This window comes from Pseudomonas sp., assembly GCF_030150285.1.
In the GTDB taxonomy this organism is placed as follows: domain Bacteria; phylum Pseudomonadota; class Gammaproteobacteria; order Pseudomonadales; family Pseudomonadaceae; genus Aquipseudomonas.
This window is the reverse complement of record NZ_JASLGE010000003.1, coordinates 21,937-45,267: the sequence shown is the minus strand read 5'-3', so window position 1 is coordinate 45,267 and position 23,331 is coordinate 21,937. Positions and strand designations below refer to the sequence as shown.

Annotated in this window: 12 protein-coding genes; all 12 read left to right on the top strand. The window is 61.4% G+C overall.

The genetic code is table 11. The features are described from left to right. Positions 1-10,522, top strand: a 10,522-nt coding sequence (locus tag Q1W15_RS00405) for a filamentous haemagglutinin family protein (RefSeq protein WP_300719453.1), incomplete at its 5' end; no start/stop codon positions are given. A gap of 398 nt (positions 10,523-10,920) precedes the next feature. Next, entirely contained in the window at positions 10,921-12,525 is a 1,605-nt protein-coding gene (locus Q1W15_RS00400) for a ShlB/FhaC/HecB family hemolysin secretion/activation protein (RefSeq protein ID WP_300719457.1), read from the top strand. Positions 12,526-12,549: 24 nt separating this feature from the next. Beyond that, positions 12,550-14,361 carry a DUF2341 domain-containing protein gene (locus Q1W15_RS00395; RefSeq protein WP_300719451.1) on the top strand — a complete coding sequence of 604 codons (1,812 nt, stop codon included), beginning with the start codon at positions 12,550-12,552 and terminating at the stop codon, positions 14,359-14,361. Positions 14,362-14,372: 11 nt separating this feature from the next. Further along, the gene (locus Q1W15_RS00390; protein WP_300719449.1) at positions 14,373-14,798 is read left to right on the top strand and encodes a biopolymer transporter ExbD; all 426 of its coding nucleotides are present in this window, start codon (positions 14,373-14,375) and stop codon (positions 14,796-14,798) included. A gap of 3 nt (positions 14,799-14,801) precedes the next feature. After that, positions 14,802-15,497: an energy transducer TonB gene (locus Q1W15_RS00385; RefSeq protein ID WP_300719446.1), complete on the top strand. Its 696-nt coding sequence runs from the start codon at positions 14,802-14,804 to the stop codon at positions 15,495-15,497. Between the two features lie 40 nt (positions 15,498-15,537). Beyond that, on the top strand, positions 15,538-17,235 hold the full coding sequence (locus Q1W15_RS00380) for a putative porin (protein WP_300719445.1): 1,698 nt from the start codon (positions 15,538-15,540) through the stop codon (positions 17,233-17,235). 18 nt (positions 17,236-17,253) lie between these two features. Further along, a complete protein-coding gene (locus tag Q1W15_RS00375) occupies positions 17,254-17,889 on the top strand; it encodes a DNA repair protein (protein ID WP_300719443.1) in 636 nt (211 codons plus the stop codon). Positions 17,890-17,900: 11 nt separating this feature from the next. Then, positions 17,901-18,398, top strand: a complete 498-nt coding sequence (locus Q1W15_RS00370) for a YbjN domain-containing protein (RefSeq protein ID WP_300719441.1) — start codon at positions 17,901-17,903, stop codon at positions 18,396-18,398. Beyond that, positions 18,395-19,336, top strand: coding sequence for a peptidylprolyl isomerase (locus Q1W15_RS00365; protein ID WP_300719439.1), 942 nt, complete (start codon positions 18,395-18,397; stop codon positions 19,334-19,336). Before Q1W15_RS00370 ends, Q1W15_RS00365 begins: the two co-directional genes overlap by 4 nt. A gap of 45 nt (positions 19,337-19,381) precedes the next feature. Then, on the top strand, positions 19,382-20,374 hold the full coding sequence (locus tag Q1W15_RS00360) for a LysR family transcriptional regulator (RefSeq protein ID WP_300719437.1): 993 nt from the start codon (positions 19,382-19,384) through the stop codon (positions 20,372-20,374). A gap of 281 nt (positions 20,375-20,655) precedes the next feature. Next, positions 20,656-22,005, top strand: a complete 1,350-nt coding sequence (gene guaD / locus Q1W15_RS00355) for a guanine deaminase (protein WP_300719435.1) — start codon at positions 20,656-20,658, stop codon at positions 22,003-22,005. A gap of 72 nt (positions 22,006-22,077) precedes the next feature. Beyond that, positions 22,078-23,328, top strand: a complete 1,251-nt coding sequence (locus Q1W15_RS00350) for an MFS transporter (protein WP_300719433.1) — start codon at positions 22,078-22,080, stop codon at positions 23,326-23,328. Positions 23,329-23,331 lie beyond the last annotated feature (3 nt).

Below are 23,331 nucleotides of genomic sequence, written 5' to 3'. Positions count from 1 at the left end.
GGAAGTGGTGACCGAAAAGAACGCGCAGTTCAACCTGTCGGGCGGTACGGTGGATGTGCAGGGGGGCTACATTCAGCAAACCTGGCTCAAGGGCCCGGAGGGCCGCCTGTATGAACTTTCCAGGGCTCCGGGCGACATCCTTTACACCGGCTTTTACAAGGGTTATGAAGACAGCAGTGATCGCTGGGGCCGTACCGATCATTACTACAACCCGTTGATCGCGCCGCAACGTCGCTATGAAGCCGGTTACACCGTGGGCCGCGATGCGGGCAAGTTGGTGGTCGGTACCACCCGCGCGGTACTTGAAGGCAAGTTGATCAGCGATGTGTTCCAGGGCGACCGCCAGACCAAAACCCCGACGATCAATATTGATGGCTACCAGCAGGGGCAAAAGGCGGCGGCCCAGCGGGCGCAACTGATCATTGGCAGCTACACGCCGGTGTTCAACAAAGCCACCGGCACGTTGCGCTTCGGCCTGAACCCGGTCGCTGATGAGGTGCTGTTTGAGTCCAATACGCAGAAGATCGCCGATGGCCTGAACCTGGACACGGCCTTGCCAGCCGATCGTCAAGGCACAATCATCCTCGACAGCGATCAGCTCAATGGCTTCGAACTGGGGGCGATAAAAGTCTCGGCCAAGCAGCAGGTGGTGGTCAACGGCGCGCTTAAAGTCGCTGATGGCGGTGATATCACCCTGTTTGCACCACGGGTCGCGGTCAATGCCAACCTCACCGCTCATGGGGGCAGCCTCAATGCGGGCAACCTCCTTAACCAGCCCGATGTGAACCGCAGTTTTGCCGTGGGCGATGCCTTGTTAAACCCCACCACGGGCACACAGGCCTGGGTGAAGGTGGGCGAAGGCATCAAGCTCGACGCCTCTGGGCGTTGGAGCAACCTGGCGCAGGGCGGAGGCAACAACGCCAGCGCGGCGTACTTGAATGGCGGCAAGGTGTCGTTGCGCAGCAGCGGTGATGTGAGCCTGGCCGAAGGCGGCGTAGTGGATGTGTCTTCTGGTGCAACCCTTGGCCTGGACGGCAAGGTCAGCGGTGGCAAGGGCGGCAATGCGACGCTGGCCGCGTACGGCACGCTGGAACTGGGCAGTGAGATTCGCGGCTACGGCGTTAACGGCGGCGGTACGTTGGCCGTGCAGGCGCGCAAGGTGCAGATTGGCGACAGCGCCAACGCCCCCGCTGCTGACACCCTGCATCTGGCAGGGGATTTCTTCAATAAGGGCTTCTCGGCCTACGACATTACCGGCAACGAAGGGCTGGTCGTCACCGACGGCACGCACGTCGACGTCACGATGCCTGTTTATCACCTGGGCGAGCAGGCAGCGACCACGCCAACGGGTAGCGACCCGACCACGGCGCTGGAGCGCTGGACGCCCGCGCTGTATCAGCAGGATGCGGTTAAAGGTGCATTGACGCAGCGCCGGGGCGCGAGCCTGAACCTGAACGCCGGTTCGATTATTTCCTCGGGTGCGTTGGCCGCGACCACGGCGCTGACCGTGGGCAAGGGCGCGGTGATTAACGTCGACCCGGGGCAGGGCATCAACCTGCGCAGCATTGGCCAATTGACCGTCAACGGCACGCTGAACGCCTGGGGCGGCTCAGTGACGCTTATGGGGCTGGCCAACGCCGACTCAGAAAGGCTCGAAGCCATCGGTCATGGCCGTTCGATCTGGATCGGCGAGCAGGCGGTGATTGATGTGGCCGCCCGTGCGGTCACCGCCACCGACAACCTCGGCCGTGTGTATGGCCAGGTGCGCAATGGCGGCAAGATCACGGTCGGCGGCGATATTGACCTGGCTACCGGCATAGCCAAGGCCAGCGATCTGTTTGTGGTGGTGCGCGAAGGCGCGCGGCTGGACGCGTCCGGCAGCCAGGCGCTGCTGAATGTGCCAGGGCAGGGCCGTATCAATGTGGCCAGCAACGGTGGCAGCATCGCCTTTGCCTCCAACAATGGCGTGTATCTGGACGGCAGCTTTGTGGCCCATGCCGGGGGTGCCGGTGCGGCGGGCGGCAGTTTGTCGCTGGCGTTGGAAAGCCCGTACTACCTCAAAATGTCGGTCACGGATCGTGTGCTCAACGCCCGCGAACTGGTGCTGGGCCAGGTGCATCAGCGCAGCACGCTCGCGGACACCGCCGAGGCCGCCGCCGACAGCCTGGAATACGGCCATGCCCGCCTCGGGGTGGACCAGATCAGCGCCGGTGGCTTCGATAATCTGGCCCTGCTGACCAATGGCCTGCTGAGCTTTGACGGTGACGTGACACTGAAGATGGGCCAGAGCCTGCGCCTGTACAGCGGGGCGATGGGCCTGAGTGAAAGCGCACCGGTTGATTCGCGGATCAACCTGAGCGCGCCTTACCTGTTGCTCGCCGGTATCCTCGACCCGCTGCAAGCCAAGGACCAGTACCGCCACCCGGTATTGACCACCGGTATGTCCTTGCGTGACAGCCAGGCCGTGTTCAAGGCCAATGCCAACCTGATCGATGTGCGCGGTAATGTGCAGTTCGGCAACAATAGCCGCTTGTTGCCACAAGGGATGTTGAGTGCCGTTGATCGTCGCGGCTTTGATGACGTGCACCTGATCAGCCAGGGCGACCTGCGCTTCCTTGAGGGCTCGGATGAACTCAGCCAGGGCATCAACACCCAGTTGATGACCCGTGGCGATATGACCCTGATGGCCACTCAGTTGTATCCCGCGACGGCCGTCGGCGCGCGGGTGCTGGCAGGTTATCTGAATGGTGTCACTGAGGGTGGGTTCAGCTATGACCCGACCCGCGTGCTGACCATTGGTCGCACCGGGAACAGCGATGCGCCTGTGCCGTACTCGGCTTTCGGTCGCCTGCAACTGGGCGGGCCGACCATCAAACAGGGCGGTATCGTGCGGGCCCCGCTGGGGTTGATCGAAATCGGCACCTTGCGTTCACAGCGCGTCGAATTACTGCCTGGCAGCCTGACCTCGGTCAGTGGTAAGGGCCTGGTGCTGCCTTACGGCGGTACGGTGGATGGCCAGGTTTATAAGTACAACGGCAAAACGGTGTCGTTTCTGGGCTTGGGCGGCATCGTCAACCAGAACGGCGACCTTCAGGTCGGTATGATTCTTGGCGGAGAGTCGGTGGCCGTAATGTCCGGGGCCACGGTGGATGTCTCCGGTGGCGGCGAGTTGCTCGGTGCCGGGTTTATTTCCGGGCGGGGCGGTTCGACCGATGCGCGCTACAACCCGTTGGTGCAGTTCGGTGCCGATGGCGGCTTCACGCTGCCAGGGCTGAGCACCAACCCGATCTACGCCATCGTGCCCGGCGTACAAGCGGGTCACGCCCCGGTCGCGCCTGAAGGGGGCGCGATCGACCCGCTGATCGGCCAGCAAATCACCCTCGGCGCCGGGGTTCCGGGGTTGGCCGCAGGCACCTATACCTTGATGCCGTCGACCTATGCCTTGATGCCGGGCGCTTACCGCGTAGAAATCAACGGCCTGGCCGGGGCTGGCGTCGACGGCACCACCCAGCTCATGCGCAATGGCTCATGGTCGACTGCCGGACGTCTGTCCATCGGCAATACCGGGATCAGCAACAGCACGGCCAGCCAGTTGATCCTGACGTCGGCAGATACCTTGCGTCGCTACTCTCAGTACAACGAAACCAGCTACGCGCAGTTCGCCAAGGCTGATGCCGCCAAGCTCGGCGTACCGAGGCCGCAGTTGGAGGTGGATGCCAGAACCTTGAAACTGGCCCTGCGCCCTGGTGCCGGAACCAACGCGTTCTCCTTTGAGGGCATCGGTCGCTTTGATGCCGCCACGGGCGGTTACGCCGGCGCGTTAGCGGCGATGAACATGGGCATCGGCGGTATTGAAATTGTCGCGGCCGGCAAGGCCGCCACGCCGGGCTTTAAGGGTGTCACCGTGTACGCAGAGAGCCTCAACGCGCTGGCTCCGGCACGGATGGTGATCGGCGGCTTGCCGCAGGTGACATATGGCCAGCTCGGCAATTACGTTAACTTTTCGGGCTCCAACACCGGCTCGATCACCCTGCGTGAAGGCGCAACGCTGGCCGCGCCCGAAGTGTTCCTGGTGACCCTGGACGGCGGCATTAACGTGGAGCAGGGCGCTGCAATCAATACCATCGGGCGTGGCAAGGCCAGTTATGACAGCCGTGATGGCTTTGTCTATAACGTGATCAATAACATGCTGGCGGTGTCCAATGGCTTGATCAACGCGATCAGCGCAGCATCGGTAGGCGACAGTCTGGATATCGAATTGGCGGTGTGCGCCAGTGCCCCGTGCAGCGGCACCACGGCGCTGTACTCCGAAGGCAGCATCGTCGCCCTGACCAGCAAAGCCCTGAAAATGGGCGATGACATCCGTTACGGCACGCGCCACCTCAACCTGGGTGTTTCCAGCATCAACGTCGGCAGCACGCAAGCTTTGGCGGCGGCCGCGGCGGCCAATCGCCTGCCGACCGGGATTACCCTCAACCAGCAGTTGATCGACCGCTTGCTGCGCGGTGATACACAGTTCGGCGCGCCCGCCCTGGAAACCCTGCAACTGTCGGCACGCGAGAGCTTCAACTTCTACGGCACCACCGCCCTGGACACCTACGACGCGGTCACCGGCAAGTCGTTGCTGGATAACCTGATGATTTCCACCCCGGCGATCTACGGCGCGGGCAACGCCGGCGATGTGGCCACCATTCACACCGCCAACCTGATCTGGCAAGGCGCTGACAACCAGCCCTCGGCCCCTATCGCCGGTGGCGCGGGCAGTGGCAGCGGGCGCCTGGACATCAGGGCCGAGAGCATCGAATTTGGCTACGGCAGTTTTGCCCAGCCCAGCAAACGCAACAGCCAGGACCGCCTGGCCCTGGGCTTTGCCGACGTCAACCTCAACGCCAGCCAACGCATCACCGCCAATTACACCGGCAGCCTCGCGGTGTATCAACGCCAGGGCGCGTTTGATCCGCTCAGTGGTTTTGCCTACACCGGCGGCAACTTGAATATTCTGACCCCGCTGATGACCGGCCAGGCGGGCTCGATCAACCACATCACGGCCGGCGGCGCGATTGATATCAGCGCCTCGCCGGGCACCTATAAAGACGTCAAAGGGATTGGCGCTGAGTTGTCCCTCAAAGGCGACAGCATTCGCGTGGCCAGCGCCGTGGTCCTGCCCAGTGGCAAGGTCACGCTGGACGCCCGAGGCGATGTGGTGCTGACCGATGACGCGTTGATTGACGTGTCCGGCCGCGCCATTGTGTTTGACGACCTGACCAAATACTCGGCGGGCGGCGATGTGCTGCTGCAAAGCCGTGCGGGCAATGTGCTGCAAGCCGCAGGCTCGACCCTTAACCTGTCCGCGACCCACAATCAGGCGGGCAAGTTGCGTGCGGTCGCGCTGGACAGCGGTGCCGGTACGGTTGATCTGGCGGGCAAGATCCTCGCCAGCAGCAGCGGTGTTTACGACGCCGGGGGCACGGTGGTGCCGTACCTGGCGGGCTTGCTCGAAATTCAGGCCCAGCGTCTGGGTAGCAGCGGCACCCTCACCGAACATTTTGCGGCCCTCAACCAGCGCCTGAACCAGGGCGAAGTGTTTGGCGCGCGCAGCTTCCAGATCAAGCAGGGCGACCTGGTGATCGGCAACGACGTCAAGGCCAACAACGTCAGCGTCTCGCTGGACAACGGCAGCCTGCGCGTGACCGGGCGGGTGGACGCCAGTGGCGAGCGGGTCGGCACCCTCAGCCTGGCCGCCAAGCACGGCCTGACCCTGGACGGCACGGCGGTGCTGGATGCCCACGGCAGCCAGGTGCGGGTCGACAGCTACGGCAAAATCATTGATGCACCGAACCGCGCCATTGTGGTGTTGAACTCGGGCCAGGGCGCGTTGACCTTGAGCGATGGCGTGCACATCGATCTGCGTCACGGCACGGCGGGCACGCCAGGTCATGACGGGCGCAATCGCGGCACGCTGGAGTTGAACGCCCCCCGCCTCAACAATACCGACATCGCCATTGATGCGCGGGGTCAGTTGACGATCCAGGGCGCGCGTTCGATCGCGGTCAATGGCATGGCCCGCTATGACGATGCCCCAACTCACACCGATGACACCGCCAATGGGCGTCCGTATCAGGTGATTGATCAGGCTTATCTGGATCAAAAACATGCGTTGAGCGTGCAATTCATCAACGCGGCCCTGAACAACAAAGACCTGATGAACAACAGGCTCTCGGGCCTGAACAACGCCACTTACGCCGACGCGTTTCATCTGCGTCCGGGCGTGGAAATCGTCAGCAAAACCCCGGACGGCGACCTGGTGGTGCAGGGCGATCTCGACCTGTCCGGCTACCGCTATGCCAGCGTTAACCCGCACACCCAGAAGAACAATGCCGTGTACGGCTCTGGCGAAGTGGGCAGCCTGACCCTGCGCGCCGGGGGCGACCTGAACATTTACGGCAGCATTAACGACGGTTTTGCACCCCCGCCAGCGACCGATGACGACAACGGCTGGGTGCTGCTGCCCGGCATCGATTACACCAATGGCACACGGGTGATTCCGGGCAACGGCGTGACCCTGGCGGACGGCACGCTGTTCCCCGCGGGTTCAACCCTCAACTTCGACCTGCCCATCAAGGCCGCCAGGCTGGTCCCGGGCAATCGCTTGCCGGTTGCCGCCACACTGACCCAGCCGCTGGACCTGACCGCCGGGACCGTCTTGGCGGCGGCGGTACGGGATGCTTCAGGCAACGTATTGATCGCCGCCGGTACCCGGTTGAGTCAAAACCTGACCTTGCCGGCGGGCACCCTGTTGGAGGCCGGGAACGTATTTTCGAGCTACTTGAGTGTCGGGGCGATGATCTGGCCCAAGGGCGTACCGTTGCCCGCCGCCTCGAACCCCAATGGCACCAGCGCAGTGGCACTCAATGGCGACAAGGTGATGCCGCGCGGCGCTCTGTTGCCGGCGGGCACCAACGTCAAATTGGCCGATGGCGCGACATCCGTGCAACTGCGTGTCGAAGAGGCGGGCCGTCAGGGCAAGAACTGGGGCATTGCGCCGATGTTGAGCGAAGGCTCGCAAGCCTGGTCGATCCGCCTGGTGGCCGGGGCCGATACCCAAGCGGCGGACAGCCGTCAGTTGCAACCTGCCCCCGCAACGGGGCACTTGCGCCTGGCTGACACCCATTACGGCTCGTTTGGCAAAGGCGCGCTGGTCTGGACGCTGGATGGCTCGTTGGACTGGTATGGCGATGACAGCATGGTCGGGCAGCCGATCGACTTTGTGAACGATGCCTACCCCGGCATGTGCGATGACGTACCGTACTACTGTGCCGCAGGGGGCGGCGCTTACGATCTGGAAATTGGCGGCAGCACCCGCTTCAGCGTGGTGCGTACCGGTGCGGCCGACCTGGAGTTGCTGGCCGGTGGCAACCTGAGCATGGAGTCGTTGTTCGGGGTGTACACGGCGGGCAGTTCCTCTTATGCCGCCACGGCCAACGATCCTTACAACCTTGCACGGGGCAAGGGCGGTGATGGCAAGGTCTTGGCAAACGCGGGCGGTAACGAGCAATGGGTGGATGGCGGGCCAGACAGCCTGTACCGCGCCTGGTACCCGGACGGTGGCGGCAACCTGTTGTTGAAAGTGGGCGGCAACCTGACCGGCGACATCATGGGCACGGCACCGATCGGTTTCGGCCGATTGACCCGAAGCGATTTAGGTCACGACACGGCGAACGTGGGCGACTGGTTGTGGCGCCAGGGCAATGACAAGACCGGCAGCCAGGCGCAATCCACCGCCTGGTGGATCAACTTTGGCTCCTACATCGCCAATATGTCCGATAACGGCGGTGCCGATCAGATGACCGGGTTCACCGGTTTTGGCACCTTGGGGGGCGGTAACCTGGATGTCGACGTGCGCGGTAATGCCGGCATCAGCAAGGCGTTGGGCTTTGGTGATCAGAGCCTGAACGGCCGCAGTCAGGGCTTGGTCCTGGCGGTGGGCAGCACGGGCCGCGTAGGGGCGGATGGCAGCCTGCAACTGACCGGCGGCGGCGATTTGAACCTGCGCGTGGGTGGGGTGGTGAACGGCGGCAGTGATGTCTACCGGGATCACCTCAATGGCGCGTTAGTCAACTTACGCGGGCATGTGCAGATGACGGGCGGTGCGCTGGGCAACCTGACCTTGCGCTATGGCATTAAAAGCGGCAATCAGAGCCCCAGTGAAGTCCGTGCCCTGGATGCCTTGCGCTCTACATCAGCCAGCGCAACGGGCGGCATGAGCCTGTTGCCGGGCGATGCGACCTTCAGCCTGGCCACCCGTGGCGATCTGATCTTGCAGGATGTGGCAGACCCTGGGCGTGCGCCACAAATGAATGCGCTGGCGTATGAGCAAGGCGGCGTCGCCGGTATCGGGCAGAGCTGGTTCAGCCTCTGGACCAGTGGCACGGCCGTGAATCTGTTCTCCAGCGGGGGCAACCTCACGCCGCTGACCGAGGCCAGGGAAACCGATATGGCGACCGTTTACCCCGCGACATTACGTGCCGTAGCGGCCAATGGCAGTGTGTATTACGGCCACTCATCGGCCTTTAACACCGATGACAAGGCGCTGCGGGCATTGGTACTGGCACCGTCGGCCAAGGGCCAACTGGAACTGCTGGCCGGAGACTCTATTTATGGCGGCGGCTTGAGCATTAGCCGTTCCAGCGCCGCACCGGATGCCCTGGCGAGTATCTGGAATCCGGCTTACGCGGGGTTCATAAGCAAAATCGTGGTCAACGGCAGCGGTAATTTGGGCAGCGATGGCAACCTTGCCCGTTTTGGCCTGCACCCACTGTTTGCCTTTGGCCCCAATACCGCGAGCATGGCCTGGGGCGCAGCCCTTGAGCCCGCGCGTTTCTATGCCTTGAACGGTGACCTGCTGGGCGTGAGCAGCGGGCGCATGCTCACCATCACGACGTCTACCGATTCACGTTATCGCCAGACCTATTACGAAGGCGCAGGGCCGGTGCGGATGTTAGCCGGGCGCGACATCGTTAGCAGCGGTACGCCGCTGGGGGGTGTTAACGGTGGGCTTAGCGGCACCGGTGAATACACCTTGTTCGGTAACCTGTTTATCCATAACCACCCCAATGACATCTCTATTGTCAGTGCGGGTCGCGACATCCTGTTCAGCAACTACAGCGTGGCCGGGCCGGGCACGCTGGAACTGACGGCGGGCCGTAACATCCTTATGCAAGACAAGGTCAGCGTCACCAGCCTTGGGGGTGTCGCCCCCGGTGACACGCGTCCTGGCGCGAACATCGTGATGCAAGCGGGCTTTGGCCCCAATGGCGCGGACTTCCAGCGCTTTGTCGAGATTTACCTCAACTCGGCCAACCGGGTCCAGCCGGGTGAAACGCTGTCGATCCTGGGCGGTAAAGTGGCCAAGACCTATGAAAGCGAGTTGGTGGCGTGGTTGGCCGAGCGGTTTGGTTTTACCGGCGACAACCCACAAGCACGGGCTTTTTACGCGGCGCTGCCGGCTGAGCAACAGCGCGTCTTCGCCCGTGAAGTGTACTTTGCTGAACTCAAGGCCTCGGGTCGTGAGTACAACCAGCCAGGCGGCGTGCGCCAGGGCAGCTATGTGCGCGGCCGCGCAGCGATTGCTGCGCTGTTTCCGGAAAGGGACGTGGCCGGTAACCCGATCACTTACCAAGGTGATATCACCCTGTTTGGTGGCGCGGGGGTGCATACCGATTTCGGTGGCTCGATCCAGTTGCTCACCCCCGGCGGTAGCCAGACCTTCGGCATCGAGGGCGCTGCGCCACCGGCCTCGGCGGGCATCATCACTCAGGGTGCCGGGGACATTCAGTTGTACTCCCTGAACAGCATTCTGCTGGGTCAAAGCCGGATCATGACCACCTTCGGTGGCTCGATCATGGGCTGGTCGGCGGCCGGTGACATCAACGCCGGCCGGGGCTCCAAGACCACCGTGGTGTATACGCCGCCCAAGCGTGTGTATGACGGCTGGGGCAACGTGGCCCTGTCGCCCTCGGTGCCGAGCACCGGTGCCGGTATCGCCACGCTGAACCCGATCCCGGAGGTGCCCGCCGGTGACATCGACCTGATTGCACCGCTGGGCACCATCGATGCGGGCGAGGCGGGGATTCGCGTGTCGGGCAATATCAACATCGCCGCCCTACGGGTGGTGAACGCGGCGAACATCCAGACCCAGGGCAAATCGTCCGGGGTGCCGGTGGCAGCGGTGGTGAACACCGGAGCCATGAGTTCGGCCAGCTCGGCGGGCGCGGCAGCGTCCCAGGCGGCAGAAGGGGCGGCCCGTAATCAACAGGCCGCGGCGCGCCAGGGGCGGGCGTCGATTGTCACGGTTGAAGTGTTGAGCTTTGGCAGCGAGCCGGTGCAATACGCGCCGGAGCAGACCCAAGCGACGCCGGGGTACAACCCCGACAGCCCGGTGCAAGTGCTGGGTGCGGGTGCCTTGAGCGAGCAGGCCATGGCCCGATTGACAGAAGAAGAGCGAGGTCAAATCAGCTTGTAATACGCGTTTTAATTCGTAGTTCTCCCTTGGGGGCGATCATAGATCGCCCCTTTTTTTGGGTGAATGAAAACCCGGCATACCTGTAGCAGTTGCCGAGTTTTACGAGGCTACGTCCGGCGGCGAAGCCGTCGTAAAACCAGACAGCGCGGTGTTCCAGATAGACCCGGGATTGAGGTTTTACGATTGCTGCGCAACCGGACGTAGCCTCGTTCCTTCGGCAACGGCTACGAGGTGATGTGTTCACGCGCCCCCGTGAATGAAGCTTTTGTGACAAAAGTTCGGTAGCCCATAACCCCGCCTGTCTTACCTGTGTAACGCGCTTGAGGGGGCCAAACACTGTGCAGACAGCGACGGCCCGCTCCGGGCAACTGAGTATTTTTGGCAGTTTAGGGGGCGGTGTGGAGCATCTGTTCAAGTCATTCAGGCCGGTCGGCGGCGCAGCGCTGTGTCTGTTCGCGCTGGCGCAGCCAGTGCTGGCCACCGAGCAAGGCGCTCAGGCGCAAAGCCCGGAACGGCGGGTGGACGTTAACGAGTATTTCGTGCGCGGCAATACCGTGCTCGATGCCCGTGCCATCGAAGAAGCCGTGTACCCGTTTCTCGGTCCGCAAAAGACCTTGAATGATATCGAGGGCGCGCGGGATGCCTTGCAGAAGGTGTATCAGGACCGCGGCTATCAGTCGGTGTTTATCGAGCTGCCCGAGCAGAAGGTCGACGACGGGATTGTTTACTTGCAGGTCAGTGAAACCAAAGTCGGCCGGGTCCGGGTTGTAGGGGCCAAGCACTACTCGCCTGTGGATATCCGTGAAGAAGTGCCCGGGCTCAAGGAAGGCACGGTGCCGGATTTTGCCACGGTGCAAACCCAATTGGCCGGGCTCAACCGCACGGCGGGGCGTCAGGTCACGCCGCTGGTTCACGAAGGTCAGCGCCCCGGCACGATGGATGTCGACCTGCAAGTTGAAGACCAGAGCCCCTGGCACGCCAGCCTGGGCCTGAACAACGATTACAGCGCCGACACCGAAAAGCTGCGCAGTGTGGCCACGCTGGGTTACGACAACCTGTGGCAGTTGGGCCACAGCATTTCCCTGACGTTCTTCACCGCCCCGCAAGACATGGATAACGCCAAGGTCTGGTCCGGCAGTTACACCGCGCCGCTGAGCGAGCGCTGGAGCCTGCAGTTCTCGGGTTACCAGTCGGACAGCAACATCGCCACCATCGGCGGCAGCAACGTCCTGGGTAAAGGCCACTCGTACGGGGTGTCTGCGGTGTACAGCCTGCCGTCCAGTGGCCTGTGGTCCAACTCGCTGTCGGCAGGCGTGGATTTCAAAGACTTCGAAGAGCAGTTGGTGTTTGGCAGCAGCCGCGACCAGGTGCCCCTGAAGTACGCGCCGCTGACCTTTGGTTACAACGGTTTTCGTTACACCGAACAATCGCAACTGGGCCTGAGCCTGAACCTGGTTGTGGGCACGCGCGCCTTTTTGGGCTATGGCAGTGATGCTCAGGAGTTCCGCTACAAGCGCTGGGACGCCAGCCCCAGTTTTGCCGTGCTCAAGGGCGATGCCAACCTGACGACCACGTTTGCCAACGATTGGCAATTGGCGACCAAGGGCTCCTTCCAGTTGGCCTCCGGCCCGCTGGTGTCCAACGAACAGTTTTCCGCCGGCGGCGCCACCTCGGTGCGCGGCTATCTGGCGGCCGAACGCACGGGTGACCAGGGCTACGTGGTGTCGCAGGAAATACGCACACCGTCGCTCGCCAACTACCTGGGCCGCTACGTACAGGACATGCGTTTTTACGCCTTTGTCGATGGCGCGCACCTGTACCTGCGTGACGCGCTGTACGAGCAGGAAGACGACTACTCGCTGTCCAGCGTCGGCCTGGGCAGTCGCGTCAGTTTGAGCAAATGGCTGTCCGGCAGCCTGGACTGGGGTTACCCGCTGGTTGATGGCCCGAATACCCAGAAACATGACCCACGACTGCACTTCAGTGTGCAGGCGACTTTCTGACGAATTTTACGGAGATCCCTTCACATGCAACGCCTATTTATACAGTTGTTGATTTGCCTGGGGCTCGCACTCCCGGCCACCGCCCATGCCTGGTGGCAAGATGATTGGCACTACCGCAAACAACTCTCGGTGGACACCACGCCGCAAGGCGCTGCCATCAACCAGGCGCTGGGCCGTACTCCCGTACTGATCCGCCTGCACACCGGCAACTTTACCTTTGACGGCGTGAAGGACGACGGTTCGGACCTGCGTTTTGTCAGTGCCGATGACAAGACCGTGTTCAATCATCAGATCGAAAGTTTCGACCCGCTGATGGGCATGGCGTTGATCTGGGTCGATGTGCCTAATGTAGAAGGCGGCCAGCGTCAGGACCTGTGGATGTACTACGGCAACCAGAAGGCGGCCGCCACGGCGAACGGCCAACTGACGTTCGACCCGAGCTACACCGCGCTTTACCATTTCGACGGTGCCAATGGCACGCCGCCCCGTGATACCACCGCCTACGGCAACACGGCACAAAACGCGACCGGCTCCACCATTGACGGTGTGATCGGCCGTGCCTTGCAGTTCAGCGGCCAGCCGCTGCTGCTGCCAGCCAGCCCATCCCTGCAACACAACGCGGGCGCTGCACTCACCGTCAGCACCTGGTTGCGTCAGGATCAGGCCGATGGCGAGCAACTGCTGCTGGCCCGCCGCGAAGCCGGTCACAGCTTGCTGGTAGGTGTGGACCAAGGCACGCCGTTTGTGGAAATCGATGGCCACCGCGCAGTCGCCAATCAGCCGCTCAACGCTGGCCAATGGCAGCACCTGGCGCTGACCGGCGAAGGCGAGAAAACCTCGCTGTATGTCAATGGTCGCGAAGCCGCAAGCCTGGCAGTGGCCATTCCCGCCTTCAACTCACCGATGGCGGTGGGGGCTGACCTGGCGGTCGCCGCTGACGCCGAGCCGAGCCCGTTCCTGCCGTTCGCCGGCGCTGTGGATGAGCTGCGCCTGTCCAAGGTGGCGCGCCCGGCGGCCCTGTTGTTGGCCGATGCCAGCGCTCAGGGGTCGGAATCCAAGCTGGTGGGCTTCGGTGTCGATGAAGAGCAGTCGGGCTTCGGTTTCGGCAGCCTGGGCTTTTTGTTCAACGCGGTGCCGATGGATGCCTGGATCATCATTCTGGTGCTGGTGGGCATGATGATTCAGTCGTGGATCATCATGATTCGCAAAAACAGCATGGTCACCCGCGTCAGCAAGGCCAACGAGATCTTCCGCGAGCAGTTCGCTCAGATTGGCACCCGCCTGGAAATGTTTGCCGACGACAAAGTGCTGGCCGAGCGCCTGAGCGATTCGCCGCTGTGGCGCCTGTACCTGGTAGCGGTCAAGGAAATCCGTACCCGCCGCGCTCAAGGGGCAGATACCACCTCCGTGTCGGCGGCCACCATTGAAGCCATCCGTTGCTCGATGGACGGCGTGCGGACCCGCGAAAACCAGCAACTGAGTTCCAAACTGTCAACCCTGTCCAACGCCATCGCCGGCGGTCCTTACATCGGCCTGCTGGGCACGGTAATGGGGATCATGGTGGTGTTCCTGGGCACGGCCATGGCGGGTGACGTGAACATTAACGCGATTGCGCCGGGTATGGCGGCGGCCTTGCTGGCGACAGCGATGGGCCTGTTTGTCGCGATCCCGGCTCTGTTTGGCTACAACCGCCTGATTACCCGCAACAAGGAAGTCAGCGCCGACATGCGCGTGTTTGTCGATGAGTTCATTACACGTCTGGCGGAAATGCACGGCGAGAGCCAATTCAGTGAGGTTGCGCACCAACGCGGCCATCACGTCACCGTGCCGGCCTGAGGAGAATCGCCATGGCTTCTGTGAACGCCTCACACGACGATGACGATGATGCCGCGGTGGACAGCATCAACATCACCCCGCTGGTGGACGTGCTGATGGTGGTACTGGTGATGTTTATTCTCACCGCCACCGCCCAGGTCTCGGGGATTCAGATCAACTTGCCCAAGGCCAGCGCTTCGGTGTCGTTGTCCGAGGCCAAGACCAAGGCCATTTCTGTGAATGACGGCGGCCAGGTGTTCCTCGATGCCTACCCGGTAACGCTGAGCGAGCTGGAAGAGCGCCTGCGGATCGAAAAGGCGCAAAACCCGGATTTCCCGGTGATTGTGCGCGGTGATGCCTTGGTGCAGTACCAGAAGGTGATCGAGGTCCTCGATCTGTTGCGCAGGCTGGAGCTGTCCCAGGTCGGGCTGGTCACCGGCAAACCGAGCCAGGGCTGAGTCATGAACGCACAGAGACCGACGCCACCCGTGAAGAACCCGCTGTTGCGCCCGCTGAAGTGGGGCGCAGGCCTGCTGCTGGGGGCCGCCGCCGCCTGGTTTATTTGGCAGTGGGCCAATGACATGAGTGGTGTGCGCCGCGAGGCCCCCAAGGTGCCAACGATTATTCCATTGCCACCACCGCCGCCACCGCCACCGGAAAAGCCCAAGGAGCCTGAGCCTCAAGTGGAAGAGAAAGTGGTTGAGCCAGAACCGACGCCGGAACCCGAAGACGTCAAGCCCGAGGAGGAGGCACCGCCTTCGCCGGTGGATGACCTGGCCAACCCGATGCAGATCGATGGCGACGCCCAGGCGGGCAACGACGGCTTCAACGTCGGGGCCGGTAAAGGTGGCGGCATGGCGGGCTCGGGCGGTGGCGGCCTTGGCACGGGCACTTACAAGCAGTACCTGGCGGGGGTTTTCCAACGCTTGCTGCGCGAAGACCCGGAACTGCGCAAGAAGGCCTGGGCGGTCCAGGCCGACGTGTGGTTGAGCGCGGATGGCCAGGTCACCCGCGTTGTGCTGGTGACCTCCAGCGGTGACGCCCAGACCGATGCCCAAGTGCTGGCGGCCATGCGTGCGCCTTATGCCGCGCAACGTACCCCGGCTTCGCTGACCTTGCCGGTGCGGATGTCCCTCAAGGGCCGACGCCCGGAATGATCGACACTTTTTTGCAGTTTTTAACAGGAGTTGTGCGCAAATGATTTCCCCCGTGAATCGACTGACCCTGGCGGTCGGCATGGTCATCGCGACCCTGGTTGGCCAGGCAACGGCAGCCCCTGCCGCGCCTTCGGAAAACGCCACGATTAACCTGATCCGCCTGCTGGTGCAGCAGGGCGTGCTCAAGCAAGAAGCCGCTGACGGGCTTATCGCCCAGGCTGAAAGTGAAGCTCGCCAGGCCCGCCAGACCAATGCTGCGGTGGTGGCCACCGGGCCTGCTACAGCCCCCGGCGATGTGCGGGTGCAATACGTGCCGACCGCCGTGCGTGACCAGATCCGTGATCAGGTCAAAGCTGAGGTCATGGCCACGGCCAAGCAGGAAAACTGGGCCCAGCCCAATACGTTCCCGGACTGGGTGTCGCGCATCACGTTCGACGGCGATATCCGCCTGCGTAACGAATCGCGCTACTTCTCGGGCAACAACAGCAACGAAATCATCGATTACGCCAAGCTCAACCAGAACGGCCCATACGACGTTAACAAAGACACCAACACCAAGCTGCCGCCGTTGCTCAACACCCGCGAAGACCGCGAGAACCTGATGCGCCTGCGTGCGCGCCTGGGCATGAAGGCAGTGATTTCCCCCGAGTGGACCGCCGGCATTCGCCTGGGCACCGGCAACGATGACAGCCCGGTGTCGAGTAACCAGACCCTGGGCGCCGGCTTTGGCAAGAAAGACCTCTGGCTGGACCAGGGTTACCTGAGCTGGAAGGCCACCCGGGACCTGACCCTGACGGGCGGCCGCTTCGCCAACCCGTTCTACTCCACCGACATGATGTATTCGCGTGACCTCAACTTTGACGGTATTGCCGGGAACTTCAACCACAAGGTCAATAACGATTGGGGGCTGTTCGCCAACCTGGGCGTGTTCCCGGTGGAGTACAGCTCTGACTCCGCCAGCAGCAATGGTTATGACAAGGAAGAAAGCAAAAACAAATGGCTGTTTGGCGGCCAGCTCGGCGCTGACTGGAAGATCAACAACAGCAATAACCTCAAAGGTGCGCTGGCCTACTACCGCTTCGAGGATATCGAAGGCAAGCGCTCCAGCCCGTGCAAACCCTGGCAGGGCCAGCCGGGCTGTGACACCGATGGCTCGCGCGCAAGCTTTATGCAGAAGGGCAACAGTGTCTTCCTGCTGCGCGACATCGTGCCTAACCCCGACACCCCCGGTAAAACCCCGGACCCGCAGTTTGTGGGCCTGGCGTCCAAGTTCAACGTGCTTGACCTGAACCTGGCGCTGGACAGCAACCTGCCAGAAAACCTGATGCTGCGCAGCCAGGCCAACTACATCCGCAACCTGGCGTACGACAAGGGCGAGATGCTCAAGCGCGCCGAAGGCGAGATCGTCAACAACATCAACAAAGACGGCAAGTTCGAAAGTGGCGGCAACGCGATGTTGGTTCAGTTCACCTTGGGCAACGCTTTGGACATGCGCAAAAGCGGCGACTGGAACGTGTTGGCGGGCTACAAGTACATCCAGCCTGATGCCTTGCCGGACGGCTTCAACGATTCCTCGTTCCACTTGGGTGGCACCAACGCCAAGGGCTATTTCATCGGCGGCAATTACGGCATCGACAAAAACATCTATGCCAGTGCTCGCTGGTTGAGCGCCTCCGAAGTGTATGGCGCACCGTTTGAAGTCGACGTTATGCAACTGGAACTCAACACGCGTTTCTAACGCACAGGGAGACACCCCATGAACATGCGAATTTGCTGCCTGGTAGTGGCTTTGGGCAGCCTGGCCACCACCGGTGCTTCGGCTGAAGGCATGGAAGAACGCCTGCGCACTCAATTGCGCAGCACCACCGCGCAATTGCAGGCCTTGCAAAGCGAGCAGGCCCAGGCCAGTGCAGCGCGCATTGCCGCTGAAAACCAGGTCAAGCAGGCCCAGGCACAGATCAAGCAATTGACCGCCGAGCTGGAAAAAACCCGTGGCGTGGCCGAGCAACTGGTCGGTCAGCAGCAAAGCCTGCACAGCCAGGCACAGGCCCAGGTCAACGCCAGCCAGGAACAGACCGGCAAGTTCAAGAAAGCCTATGAGGACTTGTTGGTGCTGGCGCGGGGTAAAGAAAGCGAACGCGCTCAATTGCAGACGCAATTAACTGAACGTGACACACAAGTGCAGCAATGTTCAGCCAAGAATCAACACATGTACGGCGTGGCTCAGCAACTGTTGGCGGCCTACGAAAAAATCGACGTGGCTGAAGTGATGAGTATTCGTCAGCCCTTCGCCAGCGGTGCCCGGGTCAAGTTCGAAGAAATGGCCCAGAGCTTTGGCGACGATTTGTACAAAACCCGTTTTGATGCACCCCACACTGCAATCAACCCTTAAACGACAAGGACATGACCATGAGCGAATTGATCAACACCGTGACCATCGAGAGCCTGACCGAGTTGCTGCAAGCGGCGGGTTATCGCGTAAACCAGAGCGAACAGAACGGTATCGTGCAATTGCTCAGCGCCAGCCAGGGCATCGGTTTTGCCGTGCGCTTCGGTAACCAGAGCTCCGAGCCGGGCAGCTACGTGGACTTCACCTACAGCTGCGCACTGCGGGTTCAGGGCCAACTGCCTGAAGGCCTGACCCAGGTGTGGAATGCCTCGCGCCGGTTTGCTCGCTTGTCGCTGCAAGGCGAATTCCTGCTGATGGAGATGGACGTCGTGGTCGCCGGTGTGGGTGAGGTGCACCTGCGCAGCCAACTGGAACTGTGGGACCGCCTGCTGCAAGAGTTCATCGTTTACCTGCGTGAATACAGCCAACACGCCGCCCAGTTGGCAGAACAGGCGCTAAACGTGGAAGAAACCGAACCTGCGCACAGCCGTGAAGAGGCACCTGCCCTGTGAAAAAACCAACCCTGGTGGTCGGCGCGGGAGCGCTGACCTTGCTGGTGGTGGCGCTGGGGCTGAGCCTGCGGCCGGGTAGCGACCCGGTGGCGGCTCAACAGCCGACGCCGGTTGTTGGCCTGGAGCCGGTGGGCACGGCCATCGCCCGGTTGGGCAACCAGCACATCGACCTGCAGGAAATCGAGGCGGTACTGGCGACCCTGCCGGCCGAGTCCCGCGAACAGTTGCGAGGCAACCGCGCGGGTCTGGAAACCTGGCTGCGTTCACGTCTGGCGCAAAAAGCGGTACTGGAACAGGCTGACGCGCAAGGTTGGCGTCAACGCCCGGACGTGGCACTGCAAACCCGCGAAGCCACCGAACAGATTGTGTTTCGCGACTACATGTTGTCTGTCAGCCAGGTACCGGCCGATTACCCGAGCCCGGCCGAACTGCAACAGGCCTATGACAACGGCAAAGCCCAGTGGGTGACACCGCCGATGTACCGGGTGAGCCAGATTTTCCTGGCGGTGAATGACCCACAGAACCTCGAAGCCGTGCGCCGTCAGGCACAGGAGTTGAGCCGCAAAGCGCAAGCCGCGCCCGGTGAGTTCGCGGCAATGGCCAGCCAATACTCCCAGGACCCCGAAAGTGCGCAGCGGGGAGGGGATGCGGGCATGCAGCCATTGCAGCAGTTGATGCCCGAAGTGCGTGGGGTGGTGGCACGGCTGAAAACCGGGGCGGTGTCTGAAGCGGTGCAAAGCCCGGCGGGCTTTCATGTGCTCAAGTTGACCGGTCAACAACCGGCGCGTACTGCCACCCTGGATGAGCTGCGCGAGCGCCTGACCCAGGCCCTGCGTGCCCAGCGCCAGGAGCATATTGCCAAGGCGTACCTGGAGGGCATGCTCAATACCGCGACCTTGAGTATTGACGGTGCCGAACTGAACAAAATCCTGGAGTAGTGCGCAAGCCTGGGTGCAATTAACCAACCAGACAGGGAGTCTCCCATGACATTGCTTGAACCGACCGTATCCCAGGCCCACCCTCCCAGTGACCCTCTGTGCTTGCTGCCCGCGCCACTGCCTGCGCTGGCACTGGCCACGGTCATCGATCCCGACGTGGCGCACTATTTTCTGGTGAGCGCTCGCTGCGGCTGCTTCAAACAGGCGGCTCGGCGCCTGAATATCAAACCCACCGTATTGCGCAAACGGCTGATGCAACTGGAAGAGCAGATCCACGGCCCGCTGTTCACGCACCAGGGCCGCGCTCTGGTGCTAAGCCCGGCGGGGCAGCACTTGCAGGCGCAGTTGCTGGCTCGACCGGTCGAGCCGCACGGGCCGGTTCAGGAGCAACCCTTGATTCGCCTGGCGGTGGCAGAACCGATCCTGCATGACATTCTGGGGCGGGATCTGATCGCCTTGTTGCGGCGCAATGCCAGCGTGCGGCTGGACATCATCGCCATTAATGGCGAGCAGCCCGTCTCAGCCGTCGACGCGGATGTGTTGCTATGGCTGTCGGGCATGGACACGCCCGACCCCGGCCCCGGTTTTGTCATGCAGCCGGGCGGCCCGCTGGCCTGCCTGCATTACCTGCCGCATATCGCCAAGCGCTACACCCGCACCATGACCCGCCCGGAGTGTCTCGAAGACCTGGCCGACTACATGTTGGTGCAATGGCAGCCGGACCACCACATCGAAGCCCTGCAGCCCTGGAACAGCCTGGTGGAGAATCGCTCATCGGCGGTGGTGCACGTGCACGACTACTCGCTGATGCTGGAAATGATCCGCTGCGGGGCCTGCATCGGTTTATTGCCGCGCTACATGAGCAGCTTCGATCGCGGGTTGATCGCCTTGCCCGGTTTGCTGCCCGACAGTTTGCAGCGGCGGGCCTGGATGGCCGTGAAAGCCGAGAGCCGTTATCGTCAGGAGATCGAAGGGCTGTTTGAGATGATCGTCAACACCTTTGAAGGGCGCAAAGCGTGGTTTGACAGCGCATCGTAGGGCTTACCGCCAAACCGCCTGGCGCCTTCTGTTGCGCGGCAGGTGCCACTTCACCAGCAGGCTGAACGCAGAGCGGGGCGCGGCCGGCAGGAGCTGAGGCTCAAGCTTGCGCCCTGTTTGAATCGCGCCTTTTGCCCGCTGTTTGTTCATTTACGGTGTTTTAACCGTGCATGTCCGCGAGCGCTGAACGGGCACTTTCAAAATTTCAAAGGGGTGCTATACCCAATGGGCTAATGGCACTCGCCGTTATGGACTCCCCCTTCTTGTGAGAGGAATTTGAAATGGATTCAAATGTTCGTGCGTTGCGTGGAGAAGCAGTCACTTTCAAGGCAGACCCTTTTCTGACCTCGTCTGAAGATGCACTGGTTTATGTGGAAGATGCATTAGTCTTGATCAAGGATGGCAAGATTATCGAGTTTGGTGACTTCACGACGCTTAAACAAAAAATACCCCAAGGCGTACCCGTCACACACTATGAGAACGCACTGATCAGTGCCGGCTTTATCGACGGGCATGTTCATTACCCGCAAATCCAGATGATCAACGCTTATGGTGACCATCTGATTGACTGGCTCAATAACTACACCTTTCCTGCCGAACAGGAGTTTGTGAACAAGGCGCATGCCACGGAAGTTGCAGATACGTTTCTCAATGAACTATTGAGAGCCGGAACCACCACGGCCTGTGTGTACTGCACCACTTACCCGCAGTCAGTCGATGCCTTCTTTGAGCAATCTACCCGCCGTAACACGCGCATGATTGCGGGCAAAATGATGATGGACAGAAACGCCCCCGCGGCGCTTCTGGATACCCCCAAAAGTGCTTATGACGACTCTCTGGCACTGTTCAACCGTTGGCACGGCAAAGGCCGCCAGCACTATGCGGTGACACCGCGTTTTGCCCCCACCTCCACAGAAGAGCAACTTGAAGTGGCGGGGCAGCTCTTTCAGGAAAAAGCCGCCGACGGTATTTACTTGCAGACTCACCTCGAAGAGCAAGTGCCAGAAGTTGAGTGGGTGATGCAACTGTTCCCCAAGCGCAAGAACTACCTGGACGTGTATGACCATGCCAACCTGGTCGGCAAGCGTTCCGTATTCGGCCATGTGATTCATACCAGCGAGTCGGAGTGGAGCATCCTGCACGAAAAAGGCGCCGGGGTTTGTCATTGCCCCACCTCGAACCTGTTTCTGGGCAGCGGGCTGTTCAAGGCGTTTTCGGCCAAAGACCCCAAGCGCCCCGTACGTGTCGGCCTGGGCACGGACCTTGGCGCAGGCACTTCATTTTCACAACTCCAGACCTTGGGCGAAGCCTATAAAGTTGCCCAGCTCAACAACACGGCGCTGGATGCCGCCCATGCACTGTACCTGGCAACCCGAGGGGGCGCGGAGTTGCTCTACCTTGAAGATAAAGTCGGTACGTTGGCCAAAGGGATGGAAGCCGACATTACGGTGCTTGACCTGCACTCCACCCCGTTCATGAAGTGGCGCATGGAGCGTTCGAAAACTTTTGAAGAGCGCCTGTTCATTCTTTTGTGTATGGGGGATACCGCGTCTGTACGCGCCACGTATGTATACGGTGAGTTGCTTTACGACAAGGCCCGTGCCGACACGCCCTTCAGTTTCCCCGGCTGATGTTTCAGTGAGCTGTTTACGCTTGATGAAGTTCAACACGCTCAGTCAATCAATAATCAGTCAGGGGGCATTATGACAAATCACCCAGTAATTCCCGGCTCAACCTATCGCCAGGGCGGCGGGCACGCCTGGTGGATATGGGCCATTGCGACCGTCTTTGTGTTGTATGTGTTTGGCGTGCAAACCATCTTTGCGATTGTGCAACCGTCGATAAGGGCGGACTTGCAACTGTCCTTGACTCAGATAGCCCTTGTGGGTTCTGTGTATACGTGGGCGTTCGCGTTTTTCCAGTTCTTCAGTGGCCCGATCCTCGATAGTTTCGGTGCACGAAAAGCGTTGATTCCGGCTGTGGCGTTATCGGTGCTGGGCGTTTGGCTTTATGCCACGTCACAAGACATCACCATGTTGTTGCTGGCGCAATTGGTCATGGCATTAGGCGCCGTGTTTGGTTTTGTCGGCGCGGGGTATATCGGCGGCATGTGGTTTGGCATGGCTTCATTTGGCGTCATGTTCGGTTATGTCGAGACGACATCGAGTATTGCGTCGGCCTTCGAACAGCAACTGACCACCTTGGCGCTCAAGTATGTGTCATGGCGCGAATTACTGTCGTGGGTGGGCGGGGCCGGTATTGTGCTATGGGTGTTCACCCTGATCTGGGTGCGTAACCCGGCACCCATCCCCAAAAGTACTACGCCGATCGTGACCAAGGTGACCAGCGGTTTGGTCACCTTTCTAAAAATGCCGCAAGGCTGGTTGGTGGGTATTTGGGGGGGTATCACCTTTGGTATCAACCTGGCGGTGGGGGTGATCTGGGCCCCCGTCATCATGACCGGCAAAGGCTTTGACAGCGATTTGAGCAACTGGGCCGCGTCGTTGGTATGGCTTGGGCTCGGCATCGGCAGTTTGTTCTGGCCACGCTGGAGCAACTGGGCCAGAAGCCGGAAAAAGCCGGCGCTGATTGGCATCGCCATTCAGGCCGCGACATTGGCCGCCATTATTTTGCTGCCCGGCAGCTTCCCGGTTTGGGTGTTCTTCCTGCTATGGCTGGCCAATGGCATCAGTTCGGCCAATGAAATGATTGCCTTCCAATCAGCGGCTGACATGGTTCAACCGTCCCAGGCGGGCTCTTCGGCATCGTTCATTAACGGGTTGATGTTCATCATTGGCGGCGTGCTGATGAACGTGCCTGCCCATTTGCTGGGTGCTGATGAGAAGTTCGACGTGGTCGCGTACCTGCCTTATGTGGGCGTGCTGGTTCTTGCTTTCTTGATCGCATCCATCCAGCGAGAAACGTTTCCAAAAGCCTCCCCAGAAAAAGTCTGAGGA